Genomic DNA, 11,613 nt, shown 5'->3' with positions numbered 1-11,613 from the left:
AGTAGGCGCTTGGAGCAAAGCTGACAGATTGCATTTCATTGTGCAGGGGTCTCATGTTGACAATTCCCCTTTGAAAAAGGGGAATGTCTGTTGACAATTCCCCTTTGAAAAAGTAAAATAGTGTGTCTCACTCAAGGGCCTTAATTGCAGAAAACGGAGCAATTAATGGATTTCTTACTCTTTACCGATATAAGAAAGGGATCAGATCATGGTAATCAAGGAAACAATCTATTCGGAATCACTGAAAGGTGACAGGGACATCTACATATACCTCCCTCCCGGCTACGAAGAGGAAAGTGACAGGGAGTATGCGGTCCTCTACATGCAGGATGGACAGAATATTTTCAGCGAATACGGCGATGCCCCGGTCCGCTGGGATGTGGATACCACAGCCACCGACCTGATAGGGAGCGGCGAGATCGAGGAGCTCATCATCGTGGGAGTCTCAAACTCGGAATGGAGAGACGACGAGTATACGCCCACCGCCGACGCCGGCGAAGGCACAGGCGGATATGCCGACGACTACATGGAGTTTCTCATAGATGAGCTGAAGGATCATATCGACAGCCACTACCGCGTGAAGCCATTCAGGCACGACACTGCAATTGCGGGCTCTTCACTCGGAGGGCTCCTCTCGCTCTACGCGGCCATTCAATACCCTGACTACTTCGGGAAAATAGCAGCTATCTCGCCTGCCCTCTGGTGGGATGAGCACATTATTTTCTCCATGGCAAAAGAGTGGCCCGTCACTCCCGATGAGCTCAGGGTATGGATAGACATAGGGTACAACGAGGATGAGGAAGACGATGAGGATGGCGGCGAGGACGCCGAGGTGGGCTCAGGCAGTGAGAATGACGAAGATGCAGGAGTTGACGAAGACGCAGGAGATGACGAAGACGCTGAAGATGACGAAGACGCTGAAGAGGAAGACGTCGAAGAGGTAGACGAAGAGGAGGAAGATGCCGGAGACGATGACGGGAGCGCCGGAGATGACAGCAGTGAAGCCTCCGGAGACGAAGACGACGTTGATTCCGTTGAAGATGCGAGGACCCTCAGGGCAATTCTGGTAGAAAAAGGCTTTGTGGAAGGCAAAAACCTGCTTTACTTCGAGGACCCCTGGGGGCACCATGACGAGATCTCCTGGGGAGGCAGGATCGGCCTGGTGCTCAAGTTTCTCTTCGGAGTCTCACGGGAAGCCCCTGGAGACGACGATGATGACCTCGAGTGACAGGGGCATTCCCGGTGCTTTCTCAAGACAGCGCCTTTAAGGGTTCCCGAAGAGGTAATAATCGGAATCACCACCGCCCATGGGAGGCATGTAATCATCTCTCTCCTCATAGGCCTCGTAGCTTTTGATCTCGCCCGTGCCCTTGTCTACGACCACTTCCTCGATAGAGCGGCACATGGGGAACTCCTGGTACATATCGTCCCTGCGGTATGATACAGTGTTGTCCTCGTGGCTGTGAAGAGCATAATTGACGCCCACTCCATCTTTCTTATCATAATTCCTGGTGACAAAGAGCTCTTTCACTTCACTGGTCTGGGGATCATAGGTGACAGAGCCGCTGTACTTGCCGCGCTCATTCTTTCCGAGGCCTATGAAGTCAACTTCCACCTTTCCCTTTGAGGAATCAAGGTCCACCGTGTCCTGGTTGTCGGCACCGATCATCTTCTGCGCCACCTCGCCGAACTCTGATACCACGCGGCGAGCGGAGTTAATCTGCGACTGCGAGAGGGGTTCATTATTTCCTATCTGCATGGAGCTCATCCTTTCCATTCACCAGAATAAATATCTGATGCTATTATAACACCGGGCCTTACCAATGTATATTAAATATTTGTTACACCTTCGGTTTCTTCCCCGGGAGCCCCGGGGGGCCCGGTGCAGGATTTTTCCCGCCCCTTTCGAAAGTACCGTTCTCAACTACCCTTTGTTCCACCAGGGGAGGACCATGGTGGCGGAAAAATATACTCAGGCTTTTTCACTTCAGGCATCGCTGAAACACTATTACAGTATTCACAGCCTCTTTTATGATCTCTCCAGGCCCCTCTTCCTTTTTGAGAGAGAGCGGGCCGCCCGCAGGATCCGCGTGCCCGAGGGAGGTACCGTCATGGAGGTAGGGTGCGGTACAGGCTTCAACCTTGATACGCTGGTCCAGGCCGCTGGTCCCTCGGGCCATGTCATTGCCCTTGACCTTTCCCCTTCAATGCTTGCCGTGGCAAGAAGGAAAGCAGGCCGGAGAAAATGGCTCACCCTGTCCCTTGTAGAAGGTGATGCCGCCGATTTCACCCCGGCGCGGAAAGCCGACGCCATTCTTTTCAGCTACTCCCTCTCCATGATTGGAAACTGGAAAAAGGCCCTGGACAAATGCCTGTGCTCGCTCAGGGAAGGAGGGCAGCTCGTGGTGCTTGACTTTTACCGGTGGGAGGTGCTGAGGAGCCTATATCCGCTCTGGGAAAAATGGCTCTCCCTCAACCATGTCCATATCCCGGAAGAGCCGCTCCGCTACCTCATGGAGCGGGCTGGCTCCTCCTGCCTCTCCATCTACAGGAAAGGATATAACTGCATCTTGGAAGCGACCCTGTAGCCTTTCAGGCGCATTGGAAGAAAAGATGACCGAAAAAAATGGCTCGGTAAAATGCCCCCACTGCGGCGACACGAACCTCTTCTCCGGGAAGGAGAGCAAGATACAGTGCGAGTTCTGCGGCGCATTCTTTTCCACTTCCGTGGAGAAAACCGTTAATCTGACCTGCCCCGAGTGCGCAGGTGAGGGAAAAGTGAAATGTCCCCGCTGCCGGGGCGATGGTCAGGCAGAAATCAAGTGCGCAACCTGCAGGGGAACAGGCTTGAATCCCCTCATCACCTGGAAGGACTCGCCCTGCGTGGTGTGCGGGGGAAGTAAAACCGAGCTGGAGCCATGCAGCTGCGGCAGCGGCCAGGTGAAATGTGAGTTCTGCTCGGGCCGCGGGAGATTCGGCAGTGCCGGGGAATTGCAGGAGAGGCTCAGTGAGAAGAAGGCTGCCAGCACGATAAGGGAGAAGGAAAAGGAGAGACGCTCCTCCAGGGAGTTCCTCCTTCTCGGCGTGTTCGGCATGGTCACCATTATCATCATTGTCTTCGCCCTTCTCGGCTCATCGGCCAATATCCATAACGCCGTCTATTCAGGCGACAGGCAGAAGGTGGCAGCCCTCATAGAAAAGGACCCCTCCCTTGTCAACAAGAGGGATGACCTCTCAAAGACGCCACTTCACAAGGCAGCTGAGCAGGGATTCACCTCCATTGCCGAGTACCTGCTCTCAAAAGGGGCCGATATTGATGCCAGAGACAGCTTCGGGAAAACCCCCCTCGACTACGCGAGAGCGGGAGATAACACAGAGCTTATCAGGCTCCTTGAGTCAGCAAAGAGCTCCAGATCAGGGCCGTCCCGCTGAACCGCAGGGATGGGAGCTCACAGGCTCTCCGCTCAGGGCATCGACCCAGAGAGGTTTCCCGCATTCCCCGCAGCGCAGGCTTTCGCTTTCCCGCCACCAGGCCACAATGCGGGGAGGAGCGATGGCGTTTTTCTCCCAGAGGGACCTGATGCCGCTCCGCTCAAAGATCTTTTCGCAGCCCCCCCTGTAACGCACCGCACAGTGCAGGACCTGCCTGCGGTAATCAAAGAGCACGTGAGAAATCCCGGTCCTCCCTGAGGCCTTCCCTGAAAAGAGGTAAACCCTTGCGTCCCCTCTTTTCCTTATGGAGTGCTGGAGGCCCAGAGAGGTGAGCATGGTGGAGAATTGCCGTGCATAGTGCTCATTGATGAAGCCTTCCATGGCGAGCTCAAGGATGAAACCGCCCGGCAGGGCCTCAGGGCCTTCCCGATAATGGCCTTTCACAGACCATGCCCATTGAGGCGCAATCCTGGCGATGCCGCCCTGAAGGTCACAGGCCGGGGCATCATGAAATATCAGGCTGAAATGTCTCGTTCCCCACAGTGGAAAGAGCGGCTCGTCAAGGGGAGGACCCGGCTCCCTGTAAAAAGCCGCAAGTGAATCGCATCCGAGCATGAGAGCCCGGGCCAGGGCAACCTGGAAAAACCGGAGGGGCACCCCTGCCAGCTCCCGCCCGCTCTCTACGGTAAACCAGATGGTCTTTTGGGACTTTTCTTTCTCCCTGATGAGAGTGCCCCTTGAAGGGGGACTGCTCCTCACGGCATCCGGAGGGCCCGGCTCATTGAGCTTCTCTTTCAGTGCCAGGTATGCCCGGTAAAGCGCCTCCTTGCCGGCTCCGGCTCCGATACAATCCCATGGGAAGCTGTCCCGGGATGTCTTCTCTCCTTCAGCCCAGAGCTTCCAGGGGGCGGGAAGAGCATCGACAAAAGCCTTGTATATCGCATGGGTGATCTCTTTGCCGTAAAAGCCCTTCCCCGAAGCCTCGATGAGCGCCGAAGCCTTCGTGCTGTCGGCAAAGAGGAGGAGCTGCGCCATGTGCGCCTCGCGGGGCGTGATGCTCTCCCTCACCACCATGCCCATTGATTCTCCCAGGAGGACAAGCTTTCTGGTGCTTTCCGAGAGCGCGCCAATGCCGGGAAAAGGATTGAACTGCATGGGGGTATGGGGCATCGAGATGAGAGGGGTCAGGGAGAGCACAAAGGGCGACTTCCCGCTGCCCCTGTGACGGGACCGGAGGTCTCTCACCCTCACAAGGAAGGAGTGGAACTCAAGATAATCCCTCTCCTCCTCGAAGCCCGTGAGAATGAGGAACAGCTTTACCTGCCTCACAGGGCCCTCATAGAGGGAGGCCAGGGCTCTCAATGCCTGGGCTTCCGAGATGTTCTTGGCGAGAAAAGCCCTCAAGCGGGCGCTTATGCCTTCAAGCCCGAAGGTGAAATTGTTTTTCCCGAGAGCCCTCTGGGCCTCGATAAGCTCAGGGTGACGGGCTGCATAATCAAATCGCTGGCTTTTCACAAGGACGCGGGCAAGAGCCTCTCCCGCCTTCCTGCATATGGCGAGAATATCACGATGGCTTGTCACGTTGAAGGAATGAATGTTCACCGAGTCCAGCCCCTGGAAGCGCTTCGCCTGCTCCAGGGCCGCCGCTATTTCTTCCACGGGGCGCATCCTGTAAGGGCGGGCCTCCCAGGCCTCCTTGCAGAAGGCGCAAAGGTGGGGGCACCCGGCGTCAATGGCAAGACTCCCCGTTCCGAGGGACTCTTCGTCATACCAGAGGGGATTCTTTACAAGGGGCTCCACTCCTTCAAGGCTGCTGCAGAGGGAACGCTCCCTCCCGGCCGATCCCCCTGCGGCGGTGTAAACTGCCGGGATTTGCTGCTGCAGGCTCTTGAGAATCTCAGGTTTCGGCGCTCCCTCAAGGAGGCCTTCCTTGATCAGGGAGAGCATCCCGGCGAAATATTTCTCAGCCTCGCCGAAAAAGAGGGCATCAACCATGGAGTGACGGGGATCTCCGCATGCTGCGAAGGCGGATTGCCCGTTGGCGCCGCCCATGACAAGCAAGGGCATGGCCTTCATCGCCATGCGCTGCTGAAAATCAAGAGGAATACGCGAATTGCCGAGAAGCCAGGGGAGATTCACCAGTTCCTGGGCCACCGAGTTGCTGAAAGCAATCACATGGAAGTCACTGAAGGGCCTTCCCGAGGTGGTACCGAAGAGCGGAGGCATGGACCGGCGGATCAGCTGCCCCGCCTCCATTGAAGGCGGCATGAAACCATAATCCACATAGGTGCCGGCGATTCCCGAGGCGATCTGCCCCAGGAGGCCCTGGGTCATCGAAGTGCTTGTCGTGTGATAGGGCGAAAGGCGGAACACGAGGACCCTGAGGGCGGCACCTTCCCATTGGTCGGGAGGAGCCGTATTGGGCTCATTGCCGATAAGCCATACACCGTATCCAGGGAAGCGGAGCCTGTGGCTCTTTATCCACTCCCTGACAGGCTGATTGCTACTTTTTTCCACTGCCGGCCTTTCTCCCGGGGGCACTTTTCCCCTGAGGCTCCCTTTCTGTGCCCTGCCTCCTTCTCCTGCCGGTGAGCATGGTCTTCTGCCTCTCCCGCGGGCCCGTTCCCTTGATTACGGCCACGGGCTTTCCCGTGGCGTAGTCAAGGCCCGTGAAAAACATTGCGGCAGCCGGCGTCATCGGCAGGGGAATGAAGCTCTGGACCTGCCTGAGATTCCATTTCCTGGCCTTGAGGAAATCCCTGACGGCCTTCATCTCCTCCTCGCCGCACCCGGGAAAGCCTGCAATGAAGTATGGCACGATATACTGCTCTTTTCCCGCCTTCCTGCTCTCTTTTTCAAAAAGCCCGCAGAACTCGTGGAAGACCTCGGCGCGGGGCTTGCGCATCCTTGCCGTCACCGAGGGATGGAGGTGCTCGGGAGCCACTTTCAGGTGCCCCGGCACATGGTGCCTGCAGAGCTCCCTCACGTAGGGGGGACATCTCAAAGCCACGTCCATCCTGATACCGGAGCTTATGAAGAGGTGCTTCACCTGCGGCATCGCGCCGATGGACCTGTAAAGGCCCAGGGCCTTCGCGCCGTCTACGGCGAAATTGCTGCAGATAAAGGGATAAAGGCAGCTCCCTCTCCGGCAGGTTCTGCATTTTTTCGATATCCCGTTGGCGCACCCGTAAAGATTTGCCGTGGGACCGCCAAGATCGCTTATGGTTCCCCGAAACCCCGGCTGCTCAGCAAGGCGCGTCACCTCCCTCTTCACCGAGGGCAAGGTCCTGCTGGTAAGGAGCCTTCCCTGGTGAAAGCCCAGGCTGCAGAAGCTGCAGCCCCCGGCGCATCCCCTCACGACGGTGACGGAGTCCTTCACCATGGTGTACGCGGGGATTTCGCCCTTGTGGAGAGGATGGGGCCTTCCCGTGAAGGGAAGCTCATAGATCCTGTCAAGCTCCTCAGGTGAAAGGGGCGGCTGAGGTGGCTCAACCACCAGGGGCCTCTCGCCGTGAAACTGCACCAGGCGGCGGCCGCACCATGGGTTCTGCTCTCTCTCCACAGCCTTGGTAAGCTCCAGGAGCTTTCTCATGTCTGCCCGGCATTCCTCCCAGGAGGGAAGGAGGCACAAGGCCTCGAGGGAATAATCCCTTCCTTCCCTGGCACCCAGCAGGCGCGCTGTCCCCCTTATCCCCGAGAAGTCATGGCTTCCCCCTGCGCAGCGCCGGGCCACTTCCCTCACTGCCTGCTCTCCCATGCCATAGACAAGGAGATCGGCCTTGGAATCGGCAAGAATTGAGGGCCTCAGCCTGTCATCCCAGTAGTCATAATGGACGGTCCTGCGCATGCTCGCCTCTATCCCGCCTATTACCACCGGTGTCCCGGGGAATGCGGCCCTGACGCACTGCGAATAGACTGTCGTTGCCCTGTGAGGTCGCTTCCCGGCGGTCCCGCCCTCTGTATAGTCATCATCATGGCGCTTATGCTTCTCAGCCGTGTAATGGGCAAGCATTGAGTCGAGGTTTCCCGCGCTTATCCCGCAGAAGAGCCTGGGGAGGCCCATCACCGTGAAGGCATCGCGGGAGCGCCAGTCCGGCTGCGGCAGAACACCTACGCGGAGGCCCTCTGCCTCAAGAACCCTCGCAATGACGGCAGGGCCGAAAGAGGGATGATCCACATACGCATCGCCTGTCACAATGAGCACGTCAAGCTGATCCCAGCCGAGGGCATCCATCTCTTCCCTTGTGGCGGGGAGAAAAGGGCGTGGAGAGCGCGGTGCTCCCTTAATCGGCCGATGCAAGCGCGTTGGCGACCATGAGCATTATCTTGGGATCGCTGAGGATCTTGCCGTGGCGATCCTTCATTGGGCCATAGACAGAGAGGAAGTCGGCACCGTCCATGTGGGCGCTTTTCTCTGTCACCATGTCATCGCCCTGCCTGGTGATGCCGGTGTCGTGGTCCAGGGTGGGCGTTCCCACACCGGTAATGATGGTGACGTTGGCGCGCTTTGCCTGGGTGGGCCATTCGCTGTTGAGCCTGGCAAGAAAAGGATTGATGATCATTCCCTCTTCAACGCGCACCTCCCTGAGCTCGTTGAGGGACTTTATCACGTCGGGATTGCTCGTGGGGGGGAAGAGAGGCACTCCAAGCTCCTGGCGGATCCTGAGCTCCACGTCTGCCCCGTAGGCCCCGTGGTTGGGCGGCGACACCATCACAAGGTTATGGATCTTCTCTCCCTTCTCCATAAGGCAGTAACGTGCATCCAGGCCTCCCATGCTGTGCGTCACAAGGTCAACCTCCCTGGCGCCTGTCTTGCTGCAGATGAGCTCTATGGCTTCCTTGAGCTCCTTTGAATTTTTCTCAACAGGGTTCCATCGCTCGCTGAACCGTATCTCAAAGACGTTCCCCTGGGGGTCAATCCTGTTCCGGGAGCCTGCCTTGATGAGGCCGCCGTACTTGTTGACGGGAGAATCTCCCCCCGTGAGGTACTCCCTGAGGGGCTTGAATTTCCTCTCGTTGCTGTTATAGCCATGGACCATGAGCACAGGACGCTTCAGGGCAGGCGGCGGCACATCGGGCTTTTCGAGGGGCTCGGCAGGCACCTCCTCGTCGGCAGGCAGGGAGGGAAGGGAGACTCTTTCCATCCTCTCCATGTGGTCAAGCCCGTCTTCCACCACGAGGAAGGCCTCCGGTGAAGGCGGCTCAGGCAGGGGCTTGTCGGCCGGCGCCCCCGGCTGCCAGGTGAATTGATTGAGTGGTGCTGCAGAGTGTATTCCGTCCATTGCAAAATGCCTCCTGAAAATACAGGTGTCCGTTTTCATGATACAGGAAGAGAAGCAAAAAATACATTAACGGAATGTTAAAATTTCTCACTGAGCTGTCTGATATATATTTTCCCTGTGAATCCTTGTGCAGGCAGAGGGCATCTGGTATAATAGTGCCATACTAAATTTCCCAAGGAGGATAATGTGAGAAAGTTCTCAACGCAGCTTATTCTTGCCTGCTTTCTTGTCCTGATGTTTGCCATGCCGCCGCCAGTGTGCGCAGGTTGAGGGCCGCCTCCTTCTCTGGGTCAGGGAGCGAGCGCGACTGTCACTGCCGAGGGAGCAGTCACCAGCTATTTCCAGTTCATCAATTCCGGAAATCTCAAGAACGCCTATGATTCCCTTTCAAAAGCCTACCAGGGAAAGCTGAAGTACGCCGATTTCCAGAAGACTTACAAGGACGGGCAGCAGTATACCATAAAAATGCTCTGCAGCGGCGGCAGCAAGCCCACCGCCACGGTGAGCGAGCTGAACACCACATTGGAAAAGTCTTCCAGGAACGGAAGCAACAGAAAATCCATGAGCTATAAAGTGAGGGTCATAAAAGAGGGCGATAAGTGGAAGATAGACTCACTGGGGAACTGAACTCCCCGCAAGGATCCGGAAAACCAGGCTCCCCCCCGGGGGAGCTTTTTTTTACTCTGCGGCGTGGAGGCTCTCCAGGGCGGCGGCGGTAAAAAGAAGGGGCATATCGTCATGGATGGTCTTTTTCTGCAGCCTGATCACTTCTTTTATCCCCAGCGCGCCGAGATCAAGAAGGGCCTCAAGCTGAGGCCTGCTGAAGGGCTCGTGCTCAGCCGTGCCCTGGACCTCGATCATCTTTCCCGAGCCTGTCATGATGATATTCATATCCACACCGGCTTCCCTGTCCTCGAGGTAGTCGAGGTCCAGCAGCACCCTCCCCTCCAGGATGCCCGCGCTGATCGCCGCCACAAAATCAGTCAGTATGCCCTCCTGGAGGGCTTTCTTCTCCCGAAGGTGCTTTACCGCGTCGGCGAGGGCTATCATTGCCCCGTTAATCGAGGCCGTCCTTGTCCCCCCGTCGGCTTCAAGGACATCGCAGTCAATCCATATGGTCCTCTCGCCGAGCCTGCCGAGGTCAATCACGGCGCGCAGAGACCGCCCGATGAGGCGCTGTATCTCGTGGCTTCTCCCCGAGGAGAGGCTTTTCTCCCTGTTGATGCGGACCTGTGTGGACCGCGGAAGCATCCCGTACTCGGCGGTGACCCATCCCTTCCCGCTGTCCTTGAGCCAGGAAGGCACTTTCTCCTCGACGGTGGCGGTGCAGATCACCCTTGTCTTTCCCGAGGAGATGAGGACCGATCCCTCGGCATGGGGTATGTAGTTTCGCTCAAGGGTAACGGTGCGGAGGGCGTCATCACGGCGGTCATCTCTTCTTTTCATAGCCTTCAATCCTCTTCTTTCCTCGCTTATCAGTCGGTCTTGTTCCAGAATTTCCTTGGTTTTCTCGGCTTCCTGTCGGCCCTGGCCTCCTTCTCCCCGCGGGGGAAGAGGCTTCCCTTTACCTGCCCTGCGGCATGAAGCCTGACGCCCGGGGTTATCTCCTCCGTGGAGAGAAATGCCAGGTGGGGGAAGTAGCTCCCCAGGAGCCCGGAGAGGTAAATCCTCACCGCGGGCCCCGTGATGATCACCGGGGGATGCTCATGCTCCTCAAGGGACTTTCTCACCAGAGAAATCAGCTGCTCCTCGCTTTCCTTCTGAAGGGAGAGGTAAGCGCCTCCCAGGGCATCGACAAGCGATGCCGAAAGCTCCTTCTCAAGGCTCTCGCTCAGAGCAAGGGCACTTATAATGCCTTCCCTGTCGGCCAGGGACCAGCATATCTGGTGCGCGAGGCCGCGCCTCACGTGCTCCGTCATAAGGCTTGAAGCGTTCAGGTCCTCGGCATTGTCGCCCACTATCTCCATGATGGTCACCAGGTCTTTTATCGAGACATTCTCCGCAAGAAGGTTCTGGAGCACCTTTCTCACCTTGCGGAGCTTCTTTGCATCGCTCAGGAACTCTTCAACGACAACGGGATGGGAGACAGAAAGCCTCGAGAGCAGGTCATGAGTCTCCTGGAGGCCCAGGATATCCTTCCCGTGGGCAACAAGGACACTGTCTATGTGGGTGATGAGGACGTTAAGGGCGCCCTGCACTATGCACCCCGCCTCTTCGGCCTTCTCCCTCTCACCGGGCTCTATCCACTTGGCATTCATCTTATAGGTGGGCTCAAGCATGCTCCATCCCTTTATGGCGCCAAGCTGATCAAGGCTGCCCATCGCGAGGAACCGCTCGAGGTAAAGCTCTCCTGAGGTGACGGGGGATTCCCTGAGCCTTATGAGATAGGCATTAGGCTCGAGTGAGAGGTTGTCTTTCACGTTGATGCTCGGGATGACAAACCCGAGGGCCTGTGCGATCTCGTCCCTCAGCACGTTGAGGCGCTCAAGGAGGGGCGTTCCCGCGTAGGGATCCACGAGGGGAAGGAGGGATGTCCCCAGCTCTATGGTGATGGCATCACGCTCCAGGAAACGGTCGGTGAGCATGTCGCGGTCACCTTCAAAAGTGACGTGGACCTCGCCCTGGGCGGACCACCCCTCGTTGACGAGGCGCATCAGCGCTTTCTGCACTTCGGCGTGGAGAACCGATCCCACTCCGGCGTAAAGATAGGCTACTTCATCCTTTCTCTTGAGCTTGATGAAGCTCTGCTGGCCCCTGTCGCCAAGGGACCAGGGCAGAAACTCCCCCTTGAGCTCAGAAGTGGTGAGAAGCGAGAATGTCGTGGCCTGCTCCTCGATTTTTCCTGTTTCCATGATGACCTCCCGGCATTGTCTTCGTGATGGGGGCCTTTACTTCTTCG

Annotated in this window: 10 protein-coding genes; 4 read left to right on the top strand and 6 right to left on the bottom strand. The window is 57.3% G+C overall.

From position 1 onward, the window contains the following. Nucleotides 1-208: 208 nt before the first annotated feature. Nucleotides 209-1,228, top strand: a complete 1,020-nt coding sequence (locus tag RDV48_25890; GenBank protein ID MDQ7826260.1) for an alpha/beta hydrolase-fold protein — start codon at nucleotides 209-211, stop codon at nucleotides 1,226-1,228. 36 nt (nucleotides 1,229-1,264) lie between these two features. On the opposite strand, the gene RDV48_25885 is transcribed toward RDV48_25890, so the two are convergent. Then, nucleotides 1,265-1,759 carry a hypothetical protein gene (locus tag RDV48_25885; GenBank protein MDQ7826259.1) on the bottom strand — a complete coding sequence of 165 codons (495 nt, stop codon included), beginning with the start codon at nucleotides 1,757-1,759 and terminating at the stop codon, nucleotides 1,265-1,267. Between the two features lie 193 nt (nucleotides 1,760-1,952). Here RDV48_25885 and RDV48_25880 point away from each other — a divergent pair, with 193 nt between their 5' ends. Together RDV48_25880 and RDV48_25875 are read left to right on the top strand one after the other, a co-directional pair. Further along, complete coding sequence (locus tag RDV48_25880) at nucleotides 1,953-2,588, top strand: class I SAM-dependent methyltransferase (protein MDQ7826258.1); 636 nt, start codon at nucleotides 1,953-1,955, stop codon at nucleotides 2,586-2,588. A 25-nt stretch (nucleotides 2,589-2,613) separates the two neighbouring features. Beyond that, nucleotides 2,614-3,432, top strand: coding sequence for an ankyrin repeat domain-containing protein (locus tag RDV48_25875; protein MDQ7826257.1), 819 nt, complete (start codon nucleotides 2,614-2,616; stop codon nucleotides 3,430-3,432). Here RDV48_25875 and RDV48_25870 read toward each other — a convergent pair. From RDV48_25870 to RDV48_25860, 3 genes are read right to left on the bottom strand one after another with little or no spacing between them, the layout of a single operon-like run. Then, nucleotides 3,415-5,949 (bottom strand): radical SAM protein, encoded by a 2,535-nt coding sequence (locus RDV48_25870; protein MDQ7826256.1) that lies wholly within the window; start codon nucleotides 5,947-5,949, stop codon nucleotides 3,415-3,417. The genes RDV48_25875 and RDV48_25870 overlap by 18 nt on opposite strands. Continuing rightward, complete coding sequence (locus RDV48_25865; protein MDQ7826255.1) at nucleotides 5,936-7,732, bottom strand: YgiQ family radical SAM protein; 1,797 nt, start codon at nucleotides 7,730-7,732, stop codon at nucleotides 5,936-5,938. The genes RDV48_25870 and RDV48_25865 overlap by 14 nt, the downstream gene beginning before the upstream one ends. Continuing rightward, nucleotides 7,716-8,714 carry an alpha/beta hydrolase gene (locus tag RDV48_25860; protein MDQ7826254.1) on the bottom strand — a complete coding sequence of 333 codons (999 nt, stop codon included), beginning with the start codon at nucleotides 8,712-8,714 and terminating at the stop codon, nucleotides 7,716-7,718. Before RDV48_25860 ends, RDV48_25865 begins: the two co-directional genes overlap by 17 nt. Before the next feature lie 465 nt (nucleotides 8,715-9,179). Here RDV48_25860 and RDV48_25855 point away from each other — a divergent pair, with 465 nt between their 5' ends. After that, the gene (locus RDV48_25855; protein ID MDQ7826253.1) at nucleotides 9,180-9,341 is read left to right on the top strand and encodes a hypothetical protein; all 162 of its coding nucleotides are present in this window, start codon (nucleotides 9,180-9,182) and stop codon (nucleotides 9,339-9,341) included. Between the two features lie 51 nt (nucleotides 9,342-9,392). On the opposite strand, the gene rph is transcribed toward RDV48_25855, so the two are convergent. Both rph and RDV48_25845 read right to left on the bottom strand, forming a co-directional pair. Continuing rightward, a complete protein-coding gene (gene rph, locus RDV48_25850; protein ID MDQ7826252.1) occupies nucleotides 9,393-10,160 on the bottom strand; it encodes a ribonuclease PH in 768 nt (255 codons plus the stop codon). Between the two features lie 29 nt (nucleotides 10,161-10,189). Then, a complete protein-coding gene (locus RDV48_25845; protein MDQ7826251.1) occupies nucleotides 10,190-11,566 on the bottom strand; it encodes an FHIPEP family type III secretion protein in 1,377 nt (458 codons plus the stop codon). Nucleotides 11,567-11,613: the final 47 nt, after the last annotated feature.

This window comes from Candidatus Eremiobacterota bacterium (assembly GCA_031082125.1).
GTDB lineage: Bacteria > Vulcanimicrobiota > CADAWZ01 > CADAWZ01 > Ess09-12 > Ess09-12.
This window is presented reverse-complemented; position numbering and strand designations above follow the sequence as displayed.

Excerpts from the sequence above, each read along its gene's own strand:
- RDV48_25890 (MDQ7826260.1), top strand. The coding sequence starts at position 209 with ATGGTAATCAAGGAAACAATCTATTCGGAATCACTGAAAGGTGACAGG.
- RDV48_25885 (MDQ7826259.1), bottom strand. The coding sequence starts at position 1,759 with ATGCAGATAGGAAATAATGAACCCCTCTCGCAGTCGCAGATTAACTCC.
- RDV48_25880 (MDQ7826258.1), top strand. The coding sequence starts at position 1,953 with ATGGTGGCGGAAAAATATACTCAGGCTTTTTCACTTCAGGCATCGCTG.
- RDV48_25875 (MDQ7826257.1), top strand. The coding sequence starts at position 2,614 with ATGACCGAAAAAAATGGCTCGGTAAAATGCCCCCACTGCGGCGACACG.
- RDV48_25860 (MDQ7826254.1), bottom strand. The coding sequence starts at position 8,714 with ATGGACGGAATACACTCTGCAGCACCACTCAATCAATTCACCTGGCAG.
- RDV48_25855 (MDQ7826253.1), top strand. The coding sequence starts at position 9,180 with ATGCTCTGCAGCGGCGGCAGCAAGCCCACCGCCACGGTGAGCGAGCTG.
- rph (MDQ7826252.1), bottom strand. The coding sequence starts at position 10,160 with ATGAAAAGAAGAGATGACCGCCGTGATGACGCCCTCCGCACCGTTACC.
- RDV48_25845 (MDQ7826251.1), bottom strand. The coding sequence starts at position 11,566 with ATGGAAACAGGAAAAATCGAGGAGCAGGCCACGACATTCTCGCTTCTC.